At 58.0% G+C, this 23,746-nt stretch carries 17 protein-coding genes, 1 tRNA gene and 2 rRNA genes (1 of these 20 running past the window's edge); 8 read left to right on the plus strand and 12 right to left on the minus strand.

The window, feature by feature from the left end; translation table 11 throughout:
* The first annotated feature begins 164 nt into the window (after positions 1–164).
* Together AGR13A_RS12560 and AGR13A_RS12565 are read left to right on the plus strand one after the other, a co-directional pair.
* Positions 165–911 (plus strand): winged helix-turn-helix domain-containing protein, encoded by a 747-nt coding sequence (locus tag AGR13A_RS12560; protein ID WP_080835962.1) that lies wholly within the window; start codon positions 165–167, stop codon positions 909–911.
* The gene (locus tag AGR13A_RS12565) at positions 908–3,016 is read left to right on the plus strand and encodes a sensor histidine kinase (RefSeq protein WP_080835963.1); all 2,109 of its coding nucleotides are present in this window, start codon (positions 908–910) and stop codon (positions 3,014–3,016) included. Before AGR13A_RS12560 ends, AGR13A_RS12565 begins: the two co-directional genes overlap by 4 nt.
* A 20-nt stretch (positions 3,017–3,036) precedes the next feature.
* On the opposite strand, the gene AGR13A_RS12570 is transcribed toward AGR13A_RS12565, so the two are convergent.
* Positions 3,037–3,957: an AraC family transcriptional regulator gene (locus AGR13A_RS12570; RefSeq protein ID WP_080835965.1), complete on the minus strand. Its 921-nt coding sequence runs from the start codon at positions 3,955–3,957 to the stop codon at positions 3,037–3,039.
* Between the two features lie 240 nt (positions 3,958–4,197).
* Between AGR13A_RS12570 and AGR13A_RS12575 the strand changes: the two genes are divergently transcribed.
* Positions 4,198–5,268 (plus strand): aldo/keto reductase, encoded by a 1,071-nt coding sequence (locus AGR13A_RS12575; protein WP_080836842.1) that lies wholly within the window; start codon positions 4,198–4,200, stop codon positions 5,266–5,268.
* Positions 5,269–5,337: 69 nt separating this feature from the next.
* Here the strand turns inward: AGR13A_RS12575 and AGR13A_RS12580 are convergent, their stop codons facing one another.
* Positions 5,338–6,672 carry an aspartate aminotransferase family protein gene (locus AGR13A_RS12580; protein ID WP_080835967.1) on the minus strand — a complete coding sequence of 445 codons (1,335 nt, stop codon included), beginning with the start codon at positions 6,670–6,672 and terminating at the stop codon, positions 5,338–5,340.
* Positions 6,673–6,772: 100 nt separating this feature from the next.
* Between AGR13A_RS12580 and AGR13A_RS12585 the strand changes: the two genes are divergently transcribed.
* Complete coding sequence (locus AGR13A_RS12585; RefSeq protein WP_167377491.1) at positions 6,773–7,666, plus strand: LysR family transcriptional regulator; 894 nt, start codon at positions 6,773–6,775, stop codon at positions 7,664–7,666.
* A 71-nt stretch (positions 7,667–7,737) separates the two neighbouring features.
* Here the strand turns inward: AGR13A_RS12585 and AGR13A_RS12590 are convergent, their stop codons facing one another.
* From AGR13A_RS12590 to AGR13A_RS12620, 7 genes are all read right to left on the minus strand, one after another.
* Entirely contained in the window at positions 7,738–8,070 is a 333-nt protein-coding gene (locus AGR13A_RS12590; protein WP_080835971.1) for a cytochrome C oxidase subunit IV family protein, read from the minus strand.
* A gap of 14 nt (positions 8,071–8,084) precedes the next feature.
* Positions 8,085–8,807 carry a heme-copper oxidase subunit III family protein gene (locus AGR13A_RS12595; protein ID WP_080835973.1) on the minus strand — a complete coding sequence of 241 codons (723 nt, stop codon included), beginning with the start codon at positions 8,805–8,807 and terminating at the stop codon, positions 8,085–8,087.
* A 12-nt stretch (positions 8,808–8,819) separates the two neighbouring features.
* Positions 8,820–9,521: a cytochrome c oxidase subunit 3 gene (locus AGR13A_RS12600; RefSeq protein WP_080835975.1), complete on the minus strand. Its 702-nt coding sequence runs from the start codon at positions 9,519–9,521 to the stop codon at positions 8,820–8,822.
* A complete protein-coding gene (locus AGR13A_RS12605) occupies positions 9,518–11,296 on the minus strand; it encodes a cbb3-type cytochrome c oxidase subunit I (protein WP_080835977.1) in 1,779 nt (592 codons plus the stop codon). Before AGR13A_RS12605 ends, AGR13A_RS12600 begins: the two co-directional genes overlap by 4 nt.
* A 55-nt stretch (positions 11,297–11,351) precedes the next feature.
* Positions 11,352–12,167: a cytochrome c oxidase subunit II gene (locus tag AGR13A_RS12610; RefSeq protein WP_080835979.1), complete on the minus strand. Its 816-nt coding sequence runs from the start codon at positions 12,165–12,167 to the stop codon at positions 11,352–11,354.
* A 178-nt stretch (positions 12,168–12,345) separates the two neighbouring features.
* The gene (locus AGR13A_RS12615) at positions 12,346–12,732 is read right to left on the minus strand and encodes a c-type cytochrome (RefSeq protein ID WP_035224669.1); all 387 of its coding nucleotides are present in this window, start codon (positions 12,730–12,732) and stop codon (positions 12,346–12,348) included.
* A gap of 102 nt (positions 12,733–12,834) precedes the next feature.
* Complete coding sequence (locus tag AGR13A_RS12620; RefSeq protein ID WP_080835981.1) at positions 12,835–13,650, minus strand: DUF2189 domain-containing protein; 816 nt, start codon at positions 13,648–13,650, stop codon at positions 12,835–12,837.
* A 788-nt stretch (positions 13,651–14,438) separates the two neighbouring features.
* Here AGR13A_RS12620 and AGR13A_RS12625 point away from each other — a divergent pair.
* The 4 genes from AGR13A_RS12625 (at position 14,439) to glf (ending at position 20,856) form a co-directional block, all read left to right on the plus strand.
* Complete coding sequence (locus tag AGR13A_RS12625) at positions 14,439–16,211, plus strand: hypothetical protein (protein WP_308400213.1); 1,773 nt, start codon at positions 14,439–14,441, stop codon at positions 16,209–16,211.
* A gap of 102 nt (positions 16,212–16,313) precedes the next feature.
* The gene (locus AGR13A_RS12630) at positions 16,314–17,279 is read left to right on the plus strand and encodes a glycosyltransferase family 2 protein (protein ID WP_080835983.1); all 966 of its coding nucleotides are present in this window, start codon (positions 16,314–16,316) and stop codon (positions 17,277–17,279) included.
* A 226-nt stretch (positions 17,280–17,505) separates the two neighbouring features.
* Entirely contained in the window at positions 17,506–19,548 is a 2,043-nt protein-coding gene (locus AGR13A_RS12635; protein WP_080835985.1) for an O-linked N-acetylglucosamine transferase, SPINDLY family protein, read from the plus strand.
* A 150-nt stretch (positions 19,549–19,698) separates the two neighbouring features.
* The gene (gene glf, locus AGR13A_RS12640; protein WP_080835987.1) at positions 19,699–20,856 is read left to right on the plus strand and encodes a UDP-galactopyranose mutase; all 1,158 of its coding nucleotides are present in this window, start codon (positions 19,699–19,701) and stop codon (positions 20,854–20,856) included.
* A gap of 103 nt (positions 20,857–20,959) precedes the next feature.
* Here the strand turns inward: glf and AGR13A_RS12645 are convergent.
* The 3 genes from AGR13A_RS12645 to AGR13A_RS12655 all read right to left on the minus strand — a co-directional run.
* Positions 20,960–21,036: transfer RNA gene (locus AGR13A_RS12645), tRNA-Met, on the minus strand.
* Between the two features lie 236 nt (positions 21,037–21,272).
* Positions 21,273–21,387, minus strand: a 5S ribosomal RNA gene (gene rrf, locus AGR13A_RS12650).
* A 254-nt stretch (positions 21,388–21,641) separates the two neighbouring features.
* Positions 21,642–23,746, minus strand: a 23S ribosomal RNA gene (locus tag AGR13A_RS12655); it runs 696 nt beyond the window's last position.

The following is a 23,746-nucleotide window of genomic DNA, read 5'->3' on the forward strand; positions in this document are numbered from 1 at the left end:
AGCATGTCACATCCTGCCCGCGCCGCAATCGAAGAATGGTTACCAATCTTTCACCGCACCGCCGAACAAGATTACAGATATTACAATTATGACAGGAGAGATAACCAGCGAGCCTTTGAAGATCGCCGTCACCGTGCCTATGATGATGGCGGGAGGAAGATACAGTGCTTAATCAGAAGGTTCGCATTCTGATCGTCGAGGACGATCCGGATATGGCAGAGCTCATCTCGGACCTTGTCGAGGCCGAAGGCTGGCTGCCCACCTGCGCCCGGTCCGCCGAGGAGGCGGACGAGATACTGGCGAAGGACGTGATGCAGCTTGTGCTGGTCGACCACAATCTGCCCGGCACATCAGGTCGGACCTTTGCCCAGAGACTGCGCAGCAAGGCCGACATCGACATCGGCATCGTCATGGTAACAGCTGCCGGCAGCGCCGCCGACCGGGTTCTGGGCCTCGAGACGGCCGCCGACGATTACGTGGTCAAACCCTTCGAACCCATCGAACTCACGGCCCGGATCAAGGCCGTTCTGCGCCGGACGATCCCCTCGCTGAAACAGGAAAAGGATAGCGAGCGCGATCATGGCCGCGCTACACTCAACCTCGGCGACTGGGCGATTGATCTCGATGCGCGGCGGGCGGTCTGCCTCAGCGATCGCAGCAAGACGCTGACGAGCGCCGAATTCGCGCTTCTGGAGATTCTGGCCGAAACGCCCAACCAGCCCGTCAGCCGCTCGCAAATACTCGACAGACTGGGTTCCGAAAGCGACCGCTACATCGACAGAAATGTCGATGTGCTGGTGCTGCGGCTGAGGCGCAAGATCGAGCGTAATCCGGACCTGCCGCGTCACATCAAGACGCGGCGCGGCAAGGGTTATGTGCTGCATACCGACGAGGGCGAGCTTTCCCCGTGATCAGCCGCTCCTTCCTCTCATCCATCGCCTTTCGCCTGCCCTTTGCGATCGTCTTCATCTGCATCCTCGTTTTCAGCCTCTCGGCCATCGCCATTTACGGCCTGCAGCGCGCCCGTGATGAAATGGCGGCCTATGGGTTGCAGGCCTTTTCCAGCCTCGCCAAGGCGTCCCTGGTCTCACGACAGGTCTCGGACCTCGTCTCCAGCGCCCCCTTCCTGATGAACGCCGCCTCTCCCTATCGCGTTTCCAGCGAGAGCCGGTCCGTCGTTCAGCAGGTTGATATTCTGCTGGAAATGACACGGCCGGGCAGCGACGATCGGGTCACACGCGGCTTTTCCAACGACCGCATTGTCGAACTTCTCCAGCTTATCAGGGCGCAGACGCTGGATCTGGCAAAGGATGCCGATGCGGCGCAGGGCCACAAGGCGGACGCGGCAGCGGCGCTCGGCGAAATCGCCACCGGCCGGGGTATCGTCGATCCTGAACTGCGCCGGCGAATGAACGGCATCGTGCAGGCCGCATCCGCATCCGACAGCCTCTTCCAGCTGGGCGAACTGCGCCGCCGCTACGTCGCCGAAACCACGGCACGTCAGGAAGGTTATCCCGGCGAGCGGCTTCCCGTGGCGGAAATGCAGCCCTATGAGCGGGTCTTCGAGGCCCAGAGCCGCTATCTTCTTGAAATGTTCGCAATCCGCGCGTCGGTATCGCGGCTTCACACCGTGTCGCGCGATCTCTCCCATGTCACGGAAACCCAGGGCGACGCGGTTGCCCGCAGCCTGAACGAGGACCTGATCTCGACCTCCGATGCCCTTAGCCGGCTGCTGGTCATCGTCGCCGTCGCATCGCTTCTGGTTCTGGTGGTGGCGATTTTCTCGATCCGCTCGGTGATGCGCGTCTCGCGCGGTATCGCCTCTCTCTCCAACGGCATGAACGCGCTTGCCAAGGGAGAGAAGGATGTCGGCCCGCCTTCCTACACCGGGCCCGAGACGGAGTTGATCCGCCTGCTCGATGCCTTCCGTGCCTTCCATGACAGCGTCGACCGGGTCTCGCGCCTCAGACGCACGGCGGAAGCGGCGGCGCGCACCATCCGCTCGACCTTCCGCAACATGAATGAGGGAATAGCGCTGTTCGATCCGGCTGGCCGGCCGATCACCATGAACCGCCGCATCATCGAGCTTGTCGGACGCTCCGGCTCATCGCGAAAGCTGCCGCTTCGCCGTTTTGTCGAACCGATCCCGGAAATCGACCCCGCATTATTGCCCTTTGAAAGCGGGCACGGCGAGTTGATGGACCGCGCCGTCGTGCGCCATCGCACCGCAGATCAGCTGGTGATCGAAGTCTCGATGTCACGCCAGCCGGATGGCGGCATCGTCCTGCTCGCCCGTGATGTGACGGCTCTCGATCGCCAGGAAGCAGAAGCCGTAAAGGCCCAGCGACTGGACGGTATCATGCGCATGACCCACCAGGTCAGCCATGAGGTGGGCAACATGATCGGCATCATCACCGGCAGTCTCGGCCTCCTGGAGCGGGAAGCCGGTTTCAACGACCGCCAGAAACGGCACATCGCCCGTATCCGCAAGGCGGCGGATCGCGGCCGGTCTCTCGCCAGCAGCATGCTGACCATCGGCAGCCAGCAGCCGATCCATGCCAGCCACATCAACGTCGCAAACCTGCTGCGCGGCATGGCCGATATTCTCGAGATCGCGGTCGGCCCTAAATGCCGGATCGCGCTTGATCTCGATGACGACCTTCCGTCGATCCAACTCGATCCTGCGCTCTTCGAACAGTCCATCCTCAATCTCTGCCTGAATGCCGCAGCGGCCATGCCGGACGGCGGCCTGATCTTGATCGAGGCCACGGCCGAGAAGGATGTGCTGGTCATTGCCGTTACCGACGAGGGCATCGGCATGACGCCCGAGGCCGTGGACAAGGCATTCGAACCCTATTTCACCACACGCGAAGAATATGGCGGCGCGGGTCTCGGCCTCGCCATGGTCTACGGCTTCGTCCGCCAGAGCGGCGGCGAGGCGCATATCCGTTCAAAACCCGGCGAAGGCGCAAGGGTGCAGCTGACTTTTCCGGCAGGCACCGACCACATGAAATAGGGTGCCGGCCCAGCTATTGCCTAGCTGGCTGCCGTGCTCTGCGGCACTGGCCGATCATCGACAGGATGACGCAGGAGATTGGCGTGCTTCGATGGCGGCATTCCGAAAACCCGAACATATTCGCGCGAAAACTGCGACGGGCTTGAATAGCCAACCTGAAACCCCGCGCTTGCCGCATCCAGCCCTTCGCTGAGCATCAGGCGTCTTGCCTCCTGCAATCGCAGTTCCGCCCGGAATTCCAACGGGCTCATCAAGGTGATCGCCTTGAAATGAGCGTGAAAGGTGGAGCGGCTCATTCCGGCTATTTCGGCCGCCGTCTCGATGGGGCAGGCTTCGCGGAAATGGCCTCTGATCCAGACGATTGCCCGGGCAATCTGATGGAGATGGGTACCCGCCTGCGCCATGTGCCGGACAACGTCACCGCCCGGCCCGGTCAGCAGCCGATAAAGTATTTCCCGCAGCGCCAGAGGCGCAATCGCGTCAATATCGTCAGGCGTATCCAGAAGGCTCAACAGGCGTGCCGCCGCATCGAGCACCCCGGGATTGGTCGCATTCAGCAGCAGACCGGCCGGCGGTCGGGATTTTCCGGGAGATTTCGACGGATAGCGGATCGCCAGTTCCGCCAGCTCGACCGTATCGAGATCGAGCTGCATGCACAGATATGGCTCTTCCGCGCTCGCCTCGATGACGGAGCCCATGACGGGAAGATCGACGGAGGCGATCAGATAACGCGATTTGTCATAGATGAAGGCCGATTGCCCCAGCATAGCCTGCTTGCGGCCCTGCGCCACAAGGCAAAGCGTCGGCTCATAGATCACCGGCATGGGGAGGGTCGGGTGGGAGCAGCGGATGAGCTTCACCCCCGGTAACCGGCATTCAAAAGTGCCGTCTCGCGGCGCGTGTCGGGTGATGATATCGACGATATGGTGGTCCGGGGTCATTCGCCACTTATCTCATATGCGTCCGCGCGACGAAAGTCTGAACCGCGCTTCTCGGACAATCGTGCAAGAATAACGGACAATATTTCGGTCCGACAAGGCAGTCCTGGCCTGCCCACTTGAGATAATCGTGCAAGAATTCCGGAAATCCGGTCTACCGCCCTCACAGGTCTTTCGCGGAAAAAGGTGTCACCCACCCGGCGCATCCCAGCGCTTCAACGAAGACCAATGGAGTATACCAACATGGCTGAAGTGAAATCACTCGATCAATACAGACTGCTAGGCCGATCCGGGCTGCGTGTCTCGCCGCTCTCGCTTGGCACGATGACCTTCGGGTCTGACTGGGGTTGGGGAGCCGACGCTGACGAGGCGAGGCGCATTTTCGATGCATATGTCGACAGAGGCGGCAACTTCATCGATACCGCCGTCAACTACACCAACGGAGCCTCGGAACGCCTTCTTGGCGGCTTCATCAAAGAAAAGCGCGATAATATCGTGCTTGCGACCAAATTTACGATGGCCCGCGATCCGGCGAATATCAATTCCGGCGGCAACCATCGTTTCAACCTCGTGCGGTCGGTAGAAACGAGCCTGCGCCAACTGGACACGGACCGGATCGATCTCCTTTACCTGCATGCCTGGGATTTCACGACATCGCCCGAAGAAGCCATGCGCTCGCTCGATGACCTCGTGAGAGCCGGCAAGATCCTCTATGTTGGCATTTGTAACACGCCCGCATGGCGCGTGGCGCAGATGCAGACCCTTGCCGATCTCCGCGGCTGGTCACCCTTCGTGGCGCTTCAGATCGAATACAGCCTGGTCGAGCGGACCGTCGAACATGAGCTTATGCCCATGGCCAAGGCGCTGGGCCTCGGTGTTCTTCCATGGTCCCCGCTCGGCGGCGGCATCCTCACGGGCAAATATGGCCGCGCGGATCTGAGCGACGAAAATGGGGCGAATGTCGCGGCAACCCGCAAGGGCGTGATCGCATCGACCGGCCACCTCAATGAACGCTCGCTCGCCGTCGCCGATGTCGTCGGCGCAGTCGCGGAGGAACTCGGCGTTTCGCGATCGCAGGTCGCCCTTGCCTGGACGCTGATCAATCCCGCAGTCGTTTCCCCGGTCATGGGCGCACGCACCCTTGAGCAGGCCGAGGATAATTTCGGCGCCTTGAGCATTTCCTTCACGCAGGATCAGCTTGAGCGACTGAACAGGGCCAGCGCTCCACAGCCGATCTTCCCGGAGCGCTTTATCGGCCGGCCGATGGCGCAGCAGCTCATCTTCGGAACGAACACCGTCAGCAAACAGGCATAATCTACGTAACCCTGCCTCTCGCCGGCGTTTGCGGACACCGGCGAGAGGCAAATCACGACTGCGGCAAACCTAGCCGGCCTTCTGCGCCGCTTCGATTGACGACGCCAATATCTCCAGTCCAAGATCGATCTCGGCATCCGAAACGGTCAAGGCCGGTGCAATGCGGAAGACGCCGCCCATGCCGGGCAACTTGACGATATTCATGCTCATGCCCCGCAGCATCGCCTCCTGCATGATACGGGCGCCAAGCTCGAAACCGGGGGCTTTCGTGTGCCGGTCGGCGACAACTTCCAGTCCGAGCAGAAGCCCGCGCCCGCGCACATCGCCGACACATTCGAACCGCTGTTGCAGCGACAGGAGACCGTCTTTCAGACGGTTTCCACGGACGATCGCCTGCTCGACCAGGCCATCGCGCGCCACGACATCGAGAACCGTCACACCGACAGCCGCCGGCAGCGGATCGGAAACATGGGTGGTATAGAACAGAAAGCCCCTCTCGAATGCCTTCTGCTCGACCTCTGCGCTGGTCATGACGGCAGCAAGCGGCAGGCCGGCGCCGAGCGTCTTCGACAGGGTCATGATATCAGGCGTCACGCCGTCGCGCTGAAAGGCGAACATGTGCCCGGTACGGCCGACGCCGGTCTGGGCTTCATCGAGGATGAGCAGCATGCCGCGTTCCTCGCATTTCTTTTTCAGGGCGGCGAGATACCCGAGCGGGAGTTCGAGAATACCGCCGCTCGACAGGATGGGTTCGGCGATGAAGGCAGCCAGGTTGCCGGTCGACTGACGGTCGATCAGCTCGAAAGCATCGTCCAGTTCCGCCTGCCAGTCGTTCGATCCATCGGGGTTCTTGAAGCGCGGGCGATAGGCATTCGGGGCCGGTATGACCAGCGAGCCGGCCGTGGCCGGGCCATAACCCCGCCGGCCGGCGCTATAGGTGGCCGAAGCCGCAGCGCCCGTCATGCCATGCCAGCTCTGCGCGAAAGCGACGATCTCGTGACCGCCGGTGACGAGCTTTGCCATGCGGATCGCCGCTTCATTGGATTCGGCCCCCGTCGTCAGCAATTGCACGCGGTCCAGCCCCGGTGCCAGAGCCGCCAGCCGCGTCGCAAGCTCGACCACCGGGCGTGACAGCATGCCGGAAAAGAGATGCGCGACCGAGGCCATCTGCCGGTTGACGGTAGTGACAATATCCGGGTGGGTGTGTCCGAGCAAAGCGCTCATCTGGCCCGAAGTGAAATCGAGAATGGCGCGGTCATCCGCATCATAGACAAAACTGCCCTCGGCGCGCTCGACAATGATATCCTCGAAGGCGGGTCCGTAACGGGTCAGATGTTTGTTGGCGGCCGCCCAGAAGGCCGGGTCTTCATTGAGCGAGGCAAAGCTTTTTGCGAGATTGTCCATGATGCGTTCCCCAATTTATCTTCCCGGAGAATAACAAGCGCTTGCCGTCCCAGTCTAATTGATAGTATTTTACTCAGATATTGATAATTTTGATATCGCCATGCTCGACCTGACACTCCTGAAGAACTTTGTCATCGTTGCCCGTGCCGGCTCCATCAGCGTGGCTGCGATGCAGGTTGGGCGCACGCAATCGGCGCTGAGCACGCAGATGCAGCGGCTTGAAGAACTGGTCGGCCACACCCTGCTTCAGCGAACGGGCTCCGGCGTGCGGGTGACTGCTGCCGGCGAGAAACTTCTCGCCCATGCCAGCGCGCTCCTTGCCCGGCACGACGAGATCCTTGCCGACATGAGCGGGGAGACATTGCAGGGCGCCGTAAGCCTGGGGTGCCCTGAGGATTATTCGATTGCCTTCCTGCCGGAGCTGCTGCGCGGCTTCTGCGCCAGCCACCCCAAGGTCGAACTGCGCATGGTTTGCGCACCGACAATAGAATTGCGTCCACTCCTCCAGCGGCGGCAGATCGACATCGCGCTGGTCTCGCAATCCGATCCGGACCATGACGGCGTCCTGCGCAGGGAGAGCTTCGTCTGGGTTGCGGATAAGCCGGAACCGAATCTGCTTGCCAAGGACATTCTGCCGCTCGCTCTCTCGGCACCGGCGACACTTGACCACCGTGCGGCCTGTGATGCCATGGAAGCTGCCAATCGCCGTTACCGTGTTGCCTTTGCCAGTAACAGCCTTGCCGGCCTCATCGCCATCGCCCGCTCCGGCCATGCGATCAGCGTCCTGACAAGGACAGCCGTTCCGCCCGATCTTCATATCGTGGAAAAGGGGCTGCCGCCCCTGCCGACCATCGGTATTGCGATGGAATTTGCCGATCCGCAGACATCCTCGACCGTCCGAGTTCTCGGCGACCATATCCGCGCCGTTCTTCCGGGCTTGAACACCGTTACATCTTCCGAGCGATCCACAGCAGGATCATTGGCGAGTTCCTGATGTAAGTCAGCATCCATCGCCTTCACGTCCAGACCTGTCCAGCGCGCGGCAAAAGCCCAGAGATGGGCCTGCTATGAACCAGCCCCCAGAAAAGCCAGACGGGTCAGGAGCGTGTAGTGGGATTCCGAGACCATCAAAGCTGTGAAAACCAGAACGAGGACGGGGGGAAGAAGGACGGCGTAGATCAAGATCAGCCGTTCCCAGGCCATATGCATGAAAATCGCAATGATCAGCCCGGCCTTCAGCGCCATGAACAGGAGGATCAGCGACCATCTGGGATAGCTCTGTATGCCGAGATAGTCGACGAGATAGGAGCAGGCGCTGAGGATAAAAAGCAGTCCCCAGACCACCATATAAAGTTTTATCGGATGCTGCTGTCCCTGTTGTGACTGTTGCTGCGCCATGATGCCATGCTCCCTCACCACAGATAGAAGAATGCAAAAATGAAGACCCACACCAGATCCACGAAGTGCCAGTAAAGCCCGGTTATCTCGACGATCTCGTAATTGCCTTTCCGGCTGGTGAAAAATCCTCGTCTTTCCTGATCGAAATCTCCCCGCCAGACCTTTCGCGCCACGATCAGAAGGAACACCACCCCGATCGAAACATGGGTGCCGTGAAAACCCGTGATCATGAAGAAGGACGAACCGAATTGCGCGGCACCGAAGGGGTTTTCCCAGGGGCGAACACCCTCCCCGATCAGTTTCGTCCATTCGAATGCCTGCATTCCGACGAATGTCGCGCCGAGGGCGGCAGTCACCAGCATCAGCGCGGCGGTTTTGCGCCGATCGCGGCGGTATCCGAAATTGACGGCCATGGCCATCGTGCCGCTGCTGCTGATGAGGACGAAGGTCATGATCGCAATCAGGATCAGCGGAATCTCCTTGCCACCGATCGTCAGGGCGAAAACCTCGCTCGGATTGGGCCAGGTGGCGGTGGTCGACATGCGTGCGGACATATAGGCCAGAAGAAAGCAGCCGAAAATGAAGGTGTCGCTCAGGATGAAAATCCACATCATCGCCTTGCCCCAGGAGACGCTCTTGAACGCCCGCTGGTCCGATGACAGATCAGCGGCCACGCCGCGCAGTCCCGTGGGCCGCAGATGTGGATCGCTTAAGGGTCTTTCCGTGGATGCGGTCATGATCGACACTCCTCACGTGACCAATTGACGGCAGAGATCGACAAAACTATTCGCCCAGCCGGCGAAGATTGCAAAAAGGATCAGCCAGACGACGAACATGAAATGCCAGTAGATGGCGCAGAGATCCACGCTCAGGCGAACTCCCGCAGCAGCGCCGATCCGGGCGCGGATTGCCGTGCGCCCGAGCACGAAAAGCCCGCCCAATATGTGCAGGCCATGCAATCCGGTGATCATGTAGAAGAAGCTGTTCGATGGGTTATCCGCCAGCACATAACCCGCGGACGCCAGTTGCCGCCACGCCAGACCCTGCCCGGCAACAAAGAGAACAGCCGTAACAAACGCCACGGCAAGCGCCACGTCCAGCATTTCGCGCCGATCTACGCGGGCTTCGGTTTTCGCCCATTGCAGCGCGACGCTGCTGGCGGCAAGGGCCACCGTATTTACCCACAGCAACCGCGGGATCGGGATACCCCACCAGTCGGCACCGCCCATGCGGCCGAGATAGGCGCTGATGAACAGTGTGAACAGGGCGCCGACGACAGCAAGAAAAATGCCGAGCCCAAGTTTCGCGATTGTTTCCGATGAGCCCCGCATCCCCTGCGCATCGTCTGACACGCCCGCTTCCAGCCAGGGCTTCGAGGTTAACCGCTGGCTGGCCATCCACCAGCCGATAATGCCGGCAATACCGGCCATGAAAATGAGAATGGCGCTCATGACAACGCCCTCTCGGACGGTCCCGCCGCAGCCGGCTGGTTTTGCGGCAGGAAGTCCTCAGCCGCGCCAGGAACGCTGTAGTCATAGGGCCAGCGATAGACGACCGGCAGTTCCTTGCCCCAGTTTCCGTGAACCGGCGGCGTTTGTGGCGTCTGCCATTCCAGTGTCGTTGCCCGCCATGGATTGCCGCCCGCCTCTTTGCCCCAGCGCAGGCTCCAGGCGAGATTGAACAGGAACAGCAGTTGCGCCGCGCCGACGATCAGCGCGGCGACGGTGATGAACATGTTGAGCGTATGCGCCGAGGGCAGAATGAATGCAGTCTCGCCCAGTTCGTAATAACGGCGCGGTACGCCCATCAGGCCAAGATAATGCATCGGGAAGAAGATGGCATAGGCGCCGAGAAAGGTGATCCAGAAATGGATATGCCCCATCGCCGCATTCAGCATGCGGCCGGTTACTTTCGGATACCAGTGATGGATCGCGCCGAAGACCACCATGATGGGCGCAACCCCCATCACCATGTGGAAATGGGCGACAACGAACATGGTATCCGAAAGCGGCACGTCGACGACGACATTGCCGAGGAAGAGACCGGTCAAGCCACCATTGATGAAGGTGACGATGAAGGCGAGCGCAAACAGCATCGGCAAATTCAGATGGATATCGCCGCGCCAGAGCGTCAGCACCCAATTATAGACCTTGATCGCCGTCGGCACGGCGATGATCAGCGTCGTGGTAGCAAAAAAGAACCCGAAATTCGGGTTCATGCCGCTGACATACATATGATGCGCCCAGACGACAAAGCTCAGCGCCGCGATGATGACGATCGCCCAGACCATCATCCGGTAACCGAAGATGTTCTTGCGCGCATGGGTGCTGATCAGATCCGAGACGATGCCAAAAGCAGGAAGCGCGACGATATAGACCTCCGGATGGCCGAAGAACCAGAAGAGGTGCTGGAACAGGATGGGACTGCCGCCGCCCTGCTTCAACTGTTCGCCCATTTCGACGATGGCGGGCATGAAGAAACTCGTGCCGAGCAACCGGTCGAACAACATCATCACGGCGGCGACGAAGAGCGCCGGGAAGGCAAGCAGCGCCATGACGGTCGCCGTGAATATGCCCCATATCGTCAGGGGCATGCGCATCAGTGTCATGCCGCGCGTGCGCCCCTGCAACACGGTGACGACGTAATTCAGCCCGCCCAAAGTGAAGCCGATGATGAACAGGATCAGCGATGACAGCATCAGGATGATGCCCCAGTCGCGCCCGCCCGGCGTTCCCGAAAGCAGGGACTGCGGTGGATAAAGCGTCCATCCGGCACCCGTTGGCCCGCCGGGTGCGAAGAAGCCGGCGACCAGCACGAGCACGGCGAGCAGATAAAGCCAGTAGCTCAGCATGTTCGCATAGGGAAACACCATGTCGCGGGCGCCGAGCATCAAGGGGATCAGATAATTGCCGAAACCGCCGAGAAACAATGCTGTCAGCAGATAGATCACCATGATCATGCCGTGCATGGTGATGAACTGATAATAGTGCTCGGCATCGATGAAGGAGAAATAGCCGGGAAAACCGAGTTGCAGGCGCATCAACCAGGAAAGCACCAGCGCCACCATGCCGATTGCTGTCGCGGTCAGAAAATACTGGATGGCGATGATCTTGGCATCCTGACTGAAGACATATTTCGTCCACCAGCTTTTCGGGTGATAAAGCTCGACATCCTCGACCTCGGCTGGCTGGATGACCTGCCCCGCGCCGGACCCAATTTCGACCATCTCCTGTCCTCCCTGTTTCCTCCGACGCGGTTTTTCCTTCAACGATGCATGGCGCTCATCTGGCCGCCGACTTTTCCGCCAGGGCCAGCGATTTCGAGAAAGTCGGCTGCTGCTGTAACCAGGCCTGATAGTCGGCCTCGGTATCGACAACGACGGTGCCGCGCATCTGCGGATGACCGACGCCGCACAGTTCCGCACAGAGAACCTCGAAGGTTCCGGTCCGTGTCGGCGTGAACCAGTAATAGGTGACCGAACCGGGGATCATGTCCATCTTGGCCCGGAATTCCGGCACGTAGAAATCATGCACCACGTCGACCGCGCGCAGCAGCATTTTCACCGGCGTGCCGACGGGCAGATGCAACTCGCCGCCCTCGACGATGACATCGTCCATTCCGGCAGGATCGTTTCTGTTCACACCGAGCGGATTGTCAGGCGCAATGGCGCGCGTATCCGCACGTCCGAGCCGTCCATCCGCCCCCGGCAGCCGGAAACTCCATTGCCATTGCTGACCGACGACTTCCACCTCACCCGCACCATCCGGAACAGTGACGAATTGTTTCCACACAAAGAGGCCCGGCAACAGCATCGCGGCCACCCCGACCCCGGTTCCACCCGCCAGCCACCATTCCAGGCGCTTGTTCTCTGGCTGATATGCGGCCCGGTTTCCGGGGCGGTGCCTGAAGCGGAACACGCAATAGGCGACAAACAATACGACGGCCGAGAAAACGAAGCCGGTGATCCAGAAGGTGATGGTGATCGTATTGTCGATATAGCTCCAGTTCGACGCGATTGGCGTCCACCACCAAGGGCTGAGAAGATGGAATATGATCGATCCCACCACCAGTAGAACGAGAACCACAACGACAGCCATCGCCTCCTCCCCTGACACTTCCCTGACACGGCCGCGAATATTTCCACAATCCTGTCGCGAAATGTATTAGCATTATCTCATGAACACGTCGGGCGGGCAATTGCGACGGCAATGGCGGTTCGCCCCTCTTTCGGCCTTATCACGTCGGTCCGACCCGGCTCTTCCACGCGTCATCCCGCTACTTGGAATATTGCTTAAGATAGGCGATCAGATTGGTGATCTCGGTGTCATCCTTCAGCCCGACAAAGGCCATTTTCGTGCCCTTAACCTTCGCCTTGGGGTCGTGCAGATAATCGCGAAGCGACGTCTCGTTCCACACCAGCCCGGCCTTGCCGGCATCCTGCATCGCCTGTGAATAGGCGAAATTCGGATGTGTGCCGGCGGTTCTGCCGAAAAGGCCGTTCAGCGAGGGCCCCACCTTGTTCTGGTCCGTTTCGGCCACATGGCAAATGCCGCATTTCTTGAAAATGGTGGCGCCTGCAGCAGGGTCGCCCTCCTGCGCGCGCGCCTCAAGCGGAAGGGTAATGGCGAAAAGCAGACAGACGGCAAGAAATCGATACAACATGACATCCTCACGCGCTCCATCGCCATCCCGGCCGGCACAGCTCCCTTTGGGGGAAGCCGCAACGGCGGGAAGGATGATCGACAACTAGGTTTCGTTATGAATTCAAGGCTTACGGTTTGGATAAACGGGAACGATCAATTTCCGATAGAGATGCCAGGTCGAATGTCCGAGGATGGGCATAACGACCGCAAGGCCGATGAAAACTGGGATCGTGCCGACGACGAGCAGCGCTGCGACGATCAGCCCCCAGAGCGCAACCGGAACCGGATTGGCAAGCGTGGCGCGTATGCTCGCATCCACCGCCGCGACCGCGCCGACATCCCGGTCCAGCATCAGCGGGAAAGCCACCACCGTTGTCGCCAGCACAATGACCGCGAAAACGAAACCTGCCAGGTTACCCCAGATGATGAGGGACAGCCCTTGCGGGGTCGTCAGAACGTCTGACACAAATGTTGACAACGAGACCGGGCCAACCGCCTCGAAACTCGTGGTGTAGATGTGCTGCGCGACAATCAGCCAGACGACGAAAAGCGCAAACAGCATGACACCGACGGCAATGATCGACGGCAACGCCGGAGAGTGCCGAACCTCCAGTGCGTGACGCCAGGAGCTATCCAACCCCTGCTCACGGCGTCGACTGATTTCATAAAGACCGATGGCCGCGATCGGCCCGATCAAGGCAAAACCTGACATCAAAGGATAAATCAGCGGCAGCAGATTAGCGCCGGAACTCCACATGATGAGAAAAACACCCGCGATCGGATACATAAGACAGATAAAAACGTAATGGGAGGGTTTCTCTCGAAAGTCCTCAAGCCCCAACTTCAGGGCATCCACAAGATCCGCTACATTTATCTTCCGGACTTCGGGGCGTGCAAATTCGCCGCTCGCGCCGGCCATGACATGGAATGCCGTCATAGCATCTCTCCTCCTGCGCCATGATCCGGCTGGCGGCATAGGGACGCCCGGTGACTTTTTATCCATGCGTCAAACCGCAACCGGTAACTTTGAATCTATCAAATATTCTCGTATTTGTCGCCTATTCTTTAAATTAGAAAAAATAGATGTTTGCCGTCGGCATGACCGGCGAGTCCCCAAACCGACCCTATGAAGACGATTCTCACCTTCACGCTCCCTGAGCTTGGCAGCGTGACACGTCATGGGGAGTGAAACTGCCTGCGGGATCGAAAAGAAACGCAGTCATACGAAGCCCTGCATCTTCTCGTCAAAATCCGCGCGATAGCCATAGATTAAATTCAGAATTATACTTTGCTGGATAAGCATGAAATAAGGCATATTGCGGATTTAATCAAATTAAATATGCAAATATATTAATTTATATGAAAATAAAATTATGATATTTAAGTAGATTATGCTTTGTAAATATATAGAATCAAAAATATAAAAGAATTAAATTTACAATTATCAAGTATTAACTCGACTTTAAATGTTTAAATGATATGAACCTCATATCGCAACAATTCTTAGGCGATAGAAATTATTGAGCGGCATTCGCACAAGCTAGCGTGGAAAATCCGGGCCAATTCTCCGGCTCGAATTGCATGATGCTTTTCCGGCGCAGGTTCACATGAGCCATGTTCTTCACAATTTCGCTTTATTTGCAGATGTCGGACCGTTGCCGTCAAGAACGGTGTCTGGCGGCAGATAGGCGTGACCAGTCGCCATCCGGTTAAAGGGACACGTTCATGACTTCAATTCTCTCTTCACTGTCTGCTGTGCAGATTTCCAGGCTTTCCACGTCCACAATCGCCGGCCTGACCTCGGCGGACGTCAATGCCCTGGATAGCAACAGGATCAAGGCACTCACCTCGTCTCAGATCGCCTCTTTGAGCACAGATAACCTTGCTCTTTTCGGCTCCGAAGACCTTCGCGCCATCTCGGTAAGCGCCGTCAAGGGACTGACCCTGTCCCAGATCGCAAAACTGAGCTCCGCTCAGATCAACAGCCTGTCGGCATCTCAGGTCACGGCGCTGTACGTCAGCCAGATTGAAGCCCTGTCGACCGAACAGATCAAAGCGCTGAATTCTACTCAGATTGCCGGCCTCAGCTCCGCGCAGATCGGTACCCTGAATAGCGACGAGCTTAAGCTCTTCTCGACCGACGAGATCAAAGCCATCAGCGTCAACGCCATCGCCAGCCTTTCCGCGGCCGCCCTCTCCGGTCTCAGCACCGAAAACGCGGCGGCACTGACGAAGACACAGATCGCAGCGCTGTCTTCGACACAGCTTGGCGCCCTGTCGACTGACAATCTGGCCGCCTTCTCCACCGATGAGATCAAGGCCATCAGCACCAGAGCCTTTGCCGGCCTCGATGCCAGCAAACTGACCACCGGTACCATTGCTGCCCTGAGCCGAGCGCAGGTCGCAGCGCTCTCCTCGACACAACTCGAAGCCCTCTCGACCGATCGGATACAAGCGCTCACCTCGGATCAGATCGCCGGTCTCAGCTCCGCACAGATCGGTACCCTTAGCAGCGCCGAACTCGCGCTTTTCTCAACGGACGAGATCAAGGCCATCAGCGTCAATGCCATCACCGGCCTTTCCGCAGCCGCTCTCTCCGGCCTCAGCAGCACCAACGCTGCGGCCCTGACAAAAGCGCAGATCGCAGCCCTGTCCTCCACACAGCTTGGCGCTCTGTCCTCCGAGAGCCTCGCCACCTTCTCCACCGACGCGATCAAGACAATCAACACCAGAGCTCTCGCCGGCCTCGATGCCAGCAAGCTGACCACCGGCGCCATCGCTGCCCTGACCCGAGCACAGGTCGCAGCACTCTCTTCGGCACAACTCGAAGCCCTCTCGACCGATCGGATACAGGCGCTCACCTCGGATCAGATTGCCGGTCTCAGCTCCGCACAGATCGGTACACTCAGCAGCGCCGAACTCGCGCTCTTCTCGCCCGACGAGATCAAGGCCATCAGCGTTAATGCCATCACCGGCCTTTCCGCAGCCGCCCTCTCCGGCCTCAGCAGCACCAATGCCGCGGCACTGACGAAGACACAGATCGCAGCCCTGTCCTCGACGCAGCTTGGCGCATTGTCGACCGACAACCTCGCCACCTTCTCCACCGATGAGATCAAGGCCATCAGCACCAAGGCCTTTGCCGGCCTCGATGCCAGCAAGATGACCACCGGCACCATCGCCGCCCTGAGCAGAGCACAGGTCGCAGCACTCTCCTCGACGCAGTTCGAAGCCCTCTCGACCGAGCGGATACAGGCGCTCACTTCGGACCAGATCGCAGGTCTCAGCTCCGCGCAGATCGGTACCCTCAACAGCGACGAGCTCAAGCTCTTCTCTACCGATGAGATCAAGGCCATCAGCATCAATGCTATCGCCGGTCTCACCACAGCCACCCTCACCGGTCTCGGCAGCACCAATGCTGGAGCGTTCTCGTCCCAACAGCTCGGGGTGATGAACGATGGACAGGTCGAGGCTATCATCAAGGCCTACAAGACAGTGTAAGGCCCGAAGAAACCAGACAATCTACGACGCGGCTCAAGGTCGCGTCGTAGCATGGATGCATTTTAATTCCAGAATGCGCCCAGAGGACATCGAGTTTCCATCATGACAAAGATATCCGTCATCATTCCGGCCTTCAACATAGCCAGTCTCATCGGCGAGACGCTCGACAGCGTTCTGCGCAATGAAACCGATATGGATATCGTCGTCATCGACGATGCCTCCACCGACAATACTTGCGACATCGTTGAGCAATATGTGGCGCAATACGCCAATATAAGGCTGATGCGCAATGAGATGAACACCGGGCCGGGCGTCGCCCGCAACAGGGCGCTGGCGACCATCGACAGCGAATATTGCCTGTTTCACGATGCCGACGACCTCCTGGCTGCAGGAGCCATCGATACCGTCCTGCCCCTGATGGATGAGACGAATGTCGATGTCGCGGCATTCAGATATAATGTGCTCAGAACGGCCGATGGCCCACCCGGGGAGATGCCCCCTATCGACAGGAATATCTGGGACGACGTCCTCGGTAAGCGCGACAGGGCACTGATCGATCTCGATACGGCCGTACAGTTCCTGGTGACGATCAATTACCCATGGAACAAGATTTTGCGGACGTCATTCATCCGCAGGACAGGCTGGCGTTTCTCCACGGCACGGATCAACGAAGACATCCTGCCGCACTGGGCAGCCTATATGAATGCCGGACAATTCCTGGCCATTAACAGCAGCCTGACGACACACCGTCTTGTTCCTGGTCGCGAGCAGCACACGAGTACCTTCGACGAGCGCCGCCTGGACATGTTCGCGGCCCTGAAGGACGCCGAGAAGCTTTTCAACGATAACCCGATCTTCAGAGCGAAATATTATCCGATCTTCATCATCTTCAAGGCGGGTTTGCTGGAATGGGCAAGCCTGCAGATGCGGCATGATCTGCTCGGCCTTTTTCGGGAACATGCCGCGCATTCCTACCAATACTTCACGGATGAAGACTTCGACAGCGTCTATCAGATCAATCCATCAATTGCGCTGGCAAGCTACAGGATGAAACATTCCCATCGCTAGAACATGTGAAAAGCCTGGGCCCGTAATAACAGCGTCAGCGGTTCAAAATCCGGGAGTCTGACTGTCAAGAAACTTCCACGCGCGAGCCGTAAGCTTGGCACGACATTGATGCTGACAATAATACCGCCGCAACACATCCAGCCTCAGGCAAGTTATCTACTATAACTAAAAATGACCCGTCTGGGCCGCTTCTACTTTCGACCTTGTCGTTTTGCCGCAGGATGCCATGACCGCCAGCCACGCCTCTACTTCAAACGACGATGCTCCGAGCGCACTTGATCTGGCACGGAACCAGCAACTCAGTCTTCTGGATCTTTTGCGTCTGGCCGAGGCTCTTGGTGCCGCCGGTCAGCTAACCGCCGCCGGAGAACTCTACAAAACCTGGGTCGCATTCAACGACAATAATCCCGCAATCCATGTCGCCTACTTCAACTACGCTGTCGTGCTAAGCCAGCTTGGCGATCGCGCAGGCGCCGTCCAGGCGTTTCACGCCTGCTTAAAGGCCAATCCGCAATTCGCTCCCGGCCACATCAATCTCGGTCGCGTGCTTGAAGATGCCGGCCTGATCGGTCAGGCGGTGGAGCAGTGGTCGCAATATGCCGAGGCCACGAAAAATCTCGATGCCGAAGCGGTTGGGCATCGGCATTTGGTCCTGCAGAACATTGGCCGGGTCCTCGAAAGTGCCGGAAAACTTGAGGAGGCTGAAGCCGCTTTGCTGCAGGCGTTCGAGCTGCGGCCGGAGGCGCCGGAATCAGGCCAGCACTGGGCAGCGTTGCGACAGCGCCAATGCAAATGGCCGGTGCTTGAACCCTCGAGCCACGTCCCTGCCCGCAAGATGCTCGACGCCATGTCTTCGCTGACGTTGAGTTGCTACGCTGACGATCCAATGTTCCAGCTTGCCAAGGCATATCGCCTGAGCAAAACGCTGATTGGCGCACGTCCGGACCTCACCCGCTTTCCGCGCAGATTGCCGAAACACAAGTCCGGGACCGGTCAGCGCCTGCGCGTCGGCTACCTCTCATCGGATCTTCGTGATCATGCCGTGGGCTTCGCTCTCTGCGAGGTTCTGGAGTTGCACGATAGGAACAGTCTTGAGGTCTTCGCCTATTATTCCGGCAATGTACGCAATACGGACAGCACCCAGCAGAGGATAAAAGCTGCGGTCTATTGCTGGCGAGATATTCACGGCCTGGATGACAGCTCTGCCGCATCGCAGATCATCTCCGATGAAATCGATATCCTGATCGACGTGAACGGCTACACCAAGGACGCACGCGCAAGAATTTTCGCCTATAGGCCTGCGCCGGTCATCGTCAGCTTCTGCGGCTACCCCGGATCGATGGGAAGCCCGTTCCATCAGTATCTGATCTCCGACGGGTATATGATCCCGGAGGAGAACGAAATCTATTACACCGAAAAGGTGCTGCGCATCGCGTGCGATCAGCCGCTCGACCGCAAGCGGCCCATCGCGGAGCGACCGAGCCGAGCAGACGTCGGACTGCCGGAGGACGCATTCGTTTATGCCAGCTTCAACGGCATGCAGAAGATCACGGAAAACTGCTTTGCACGATGGATGACGATCCTGTCGCAGACGCCAGGCAGCCTATTGTGGCTGCTGACGGGCGATGAAGACGTCAATCAGCGCCTGCGAGATGTCGCGGAACGGAACGGCGTTGGACCCGAACGGCTCGTATTTGCACCGAAATTCCCGAACCCGATGCATATTGCCCGTATCGGTGTCGCCGATCTGTTTCTGGACACCTTCCCCTATGGCGCACATTCCACTGCAGCCGATGCGATAACATCCGGCCTGCCCGTCCTCACCATGTCAGGCAAGACATTTGCCGCGCGTTTCTGCGGCAGCATCGTCACCGCAGCCGGTGTCCCGGAGATGCTCTGCTCTTCGCCAGAAGACTATGTCGCCCGCGCCGTGGGTTTTGCCCACGACAGGAAGAGCCTTCTCAAGGTGAGAGAGTCGATCGCCCGGCAACGCGAGACAAGTGTATTGCGCGATATTCCCGCCCTGGCACGGCGTCTGGACCAACTCTTCTGGCAGATGCAGGGCGAATGCGAACGCGGCGAGACGCCTGTGCCGGATCTCAGCAATCTCGATCTCTATTATGACGTAGGTGCGGAAGCCGTATTGGAAAATATCGAGTTTGAGGACGAACAAAGCTACCGCAGACGCTATCTCAAGAAGCTCAATCAGTGGCACGACTATGCGCCGATCCCATATGACCGTCGCCTGTGGCAGACACCAAAAGACTGAGCGAGAAACCGAACGGCGCGAGCCGGATATCACTATTTCCCGCTGACCATCGATATTCTCGCCTGGCCGAAACTACCCGCAACACCACCTCTTCAATGCAAATCTTTACCGCCCCCGCCGGCGGCGACATATGAACAGGACGAGTTCTCAATGAGCGCGGATGAAAGAATTGTCATTGTCGGCGCCGGGCTTTCCGGTGCGGTCATTGGACGGGAACTCGCCCTGGCAGGCCATATGGTCGAGATCATCGATGCCCGCAATCACATTGCCGGTAATTGCCACACCGCACGTGACAGTGAAACCGGCGTTATGGTCCATGTTTACGGCCCGCATATCTTCCATACGGACGACAAGGAGGTCTGGGACTATGTCAACAGCTTCCAGACGTTCATGCCTTACAAGAACCGGGTCAAAACGACGAGCGGCGAGCGTGTCTATTCCCTGCCGGTCAATCTGCACACGATCAACCAGTTCTTCGGCAAGAATTTCCGGCCCGATGAAGCGCGAACCTTCATAGAAGAGAAGGCCGACAAATCGATCATCAATCCGCAGACTTTCGAGGAGCAGGCGCTGCGCTTTGTCGGCCCGGAACTCTACGAAGCCTTCTTCAAGGGATATACGGAGAAGCAATGGGGCTGCAGGCCAGCCGACCTGCCCGCATCGATCCTGAAACGCCTGCCCGTACGCTTCAATTATGACGACAACTATTTCTTCCACAAATATCAGGGCATGCCGGAAACCGGATATACCGATATGATCGAGCGTATCCTCGATCATCCGAACATAACGGTGAGGCTCGGCACACAATTCCACCGTTCCGATGCAGGGAATTGCAAACACGTCTTTTATTCAGGGCCGCTCGATGGCTATTTCGACTTCGAACTCGGCCGACTTGCCTACCGAACACTCGACTTCGAACGTTTCACCTATGATGGCGACTATCAGGGCTGCGCGGTGATGAATTATGGCGACGTTTCCGTGCCCTTTACCCGCATCACCGAGCACAAGCATTTTTCCCCGTGGGAAGAGTCTGCAGGCTCCGTTTGTTATAGGGAATTTTCCCGCGCGTGCGGCCCGCGTGACATTCCTTATTATCCGGTTCGATTGGTCAAGGATAAGGAGCAGCTTGCCGAATACGTGGCGCGCGCCGAGCGGGAAACATCCGTCACCTTTGTCGGCCGCCTCGGGACCTATCGCTATCTGGACATGGACGTGACCATCCGGGAGGCACTCGACACCGCCCGCCTCTATCACGCCAGGCGATCAGAGGGCGGCTCCATGCCTGCATTTCTGCATTCACCCGTTTAGGGGCGGCCGGCTTGGCTGCTTGAATGACAATTTCCGCACAACGCCAAAAGGGCCCTGAGCTTCCTCGGGCCCTTTGATAAGTCTTGAATGTCTTATGAGATATTGGTTGCGGGGGCAGGATTTGAACCTGCGGCCTTCAGGTTATGAGCCTGACGAGCTACCGGGCTGCTCCACCCCGCGTCCAGCGCATTCGGTGAAGCCGAATGTCGCGACTACGTCGTTGCTTTAGCGACGACGGATTTCTGGCGGAGTAAATTGCGGAGCAATTTATCTCCTGTAAGAGGCGCACATGATTTTTGTACGCTGTTTTATTGCTTTTAAAGCTTTGTCTTAAACTGCAAAAGGCCGCGTAAGCGGCCCTATGTATCGGCTGGGCCGAAGTTTGCTTAGAGAAGATAGAATGTTGCGTTTTGCAGACCTGGCAGCGACCTACTCTCCCGCGTCTTGAGACGAAGTACCATTGGCGCTGGGGCGTTTCACGGCCGTGTTCGGAAAGGGAACGGGTGCAGCCGCCCCGCGATAACCACCAGGTCGGCAAAACGCAACATTGAACATGTTTTCACATGCGTGTTGTTTCGAGAAGCTGGGAAGCTTGCGCTTCGTTTTAATTTACACGTCTTTCTTTGACTGGTCCGTTTGCCTGCCTTGCTCGATGTTGAGTTTGGCAGCCATACAGGACGCTAGTCCGTCGCCAATCGTTTGGCGCGCCGTCCGCAGGGCCTTGTGGCCCGTGAGGACAGAAGATGATGTCATCAAGCTTTGCTTGATGAACATATTCAATGGGAACGAAGAAGTCGATCGAGCTATTAGTAACGGTAAGCTTCACATGTTGCCATGCTTCCACACCCGTCCTATCAACGTGGTCGTCTTCCACGGCTCTGATAGGGAACACTCGTTTTCAGGTTGGTTTCCCGCTTAGATGCCTTCAGCGGTTATCCATTCCGTATATAGCTACTCTGCTATGCCCTTGGCAGGACAACAGATCCACCAGAGATACGTCCATCCCGGTCCTCTCGTACTAGGGACAGATCCTGTCAATATTCCTACACCCACGGCAGATAGGGACCGAACTGTCTCACGACGTTCTGAACCCAACTCACGTACCGCTTTAAATGGCGAACAGCCATACCCTTGGGACCTGCTCCAGCCCCAGGATGCGATGAGTCGACATCGAGGTGCCAAACAACCCCGTCGATATGGACTCTTGGGGGTCATCAGCCTGTTATCCCCGGCGTACCTTTTATCCGTTGAGCGATGGCCCTTCCACACGGGACCACCGGATCACTATGACCGACTTTCGTCTCTGCTCGACTTGTCAGTCTCGCAGTCAGGCGGGCTTATGCCATTGCACTCGACGACCGATTTCCGACCGGTCTGAGCCCACCATCGCGCGCCTCCGTTACTCTTTCGGAGGCGACCGCCCCAGTCAAACTACCCACCATACACTGTCCCGGATCCGGATAACGGACCGCGGTTAGACATCCACGAAGATAAGGGTGGTATTTCAAGGATGGCTCCACAAAGACTGGCGTCCCTGCTTCAAAGCCTACCACCTATCCTACACATGCCTTGGCGAATGCCAGTGTAAAGCTATAGTAAAGGTGCACGGGGTCTTTCCGTCTGACCGCAGGAACCCCGCATCTTCACGGGGAATTCAATTTCACTGAGTCTATGTTGGAGACAGCGGGGAAGTCGTTACGCCATTCGTGCAGGTCGGAACTTACCCGACAAGGAATTTCGCTACCTTAGGACCGTTATAGTTACGGCCGCCGTTTACTGGGGCTTCAGTTCAGAGCTTGCACCCCTCCCTTTAACCTTCCAGCACCGGGCAGGCGTCAGACCCTATACGTCGTATTGCTACTTCGCAGAGCCCTGTGTTTTTGATAAACAGTCGCTACCCCCTGGTCTGTGCCACCCCATCATAGTTGCCTAAAATGGGGTCACGCTTCTTCCGAAGTTACGCGTGCAATTTGCCGAGTTCCTTCAACATAGTTCTCTCAAGCGCCTTGGTATACTCTACCTGACCACCTGTGTCGGTTTCGGGTACGGTCTATACGGTGGAGCTATTTCCTGGAACCTCTTCGCCGCACATTCAATCCAATAAGAATGTACAACACACGAGATCCGTCACTACCACCAGGCCCACGAATATTAACGTGGTTCCCATCGACTACGCGTGTCCGCCTCGTCTTAGGGGCCGGCTAACCCTGCTCAGATTAACTTTAAGCAGGAACCCTTGGTCTTTCGGCGAGGGAGTCTCTCACTCCCTTTATCGTTACTCATGTCAACATTCGCACTTCCGATATCTCCAGCAGCCCTCACGGGTCCGCCTTCACAGACTTACGGAACGCTCCGCTACCACATGCCTTACGGCATATCCTCAGCTTCGGTGCATGGCTTTAGCCCCGTTACATTTTCGGCGCAAAGACCCTTATTTAGACCAGTGAGCTGTTACGCTTTCTTTAAATGATGGCTGCTTCTAAGCCAACATCCTGGTTGTTTTGGGATCCTCACATCCTTTCCCACTTAGCCATGACTTGGGGACCTTAGCTGGAGGTCAGGGTTGTTGCCCTTTTCACGACGGACGTTAGCACCCGCCGTGTGTCTGCCGACTAGTACTCCTCGGTATTCGGAGTTTGGTTAGGATCAGTAAGACGGTGAGTCCCCATAGCCCATCCAGTGCTCTACCCCCGAGGGTATTCGGTCGACGCTCTACCTAAATAGATTTCGCGGAGAACCAGCTATTTCCGAGTTTGATTGGCCTTTCACCCCTAGCCACAAGTCATCCCAATCTATTGCAACAGATACGGGTTCGGCCCTCCAGTTGGTGTTACCCAACCTTCAGCCTGCTCATGGCTAGATCACTCGGTTTCGGGTCTAATGCAACTAA

This window comes from Agrobacterium genomosp. 13 str. CFBP 6927 (genome assembly GCA_900012615.1).
Classification (GTDB): Bacteria; Pseudomonadota; Alphaproteobacteria; order Rhizobiales; family Rhizobiaceae; genus Agrobacterium.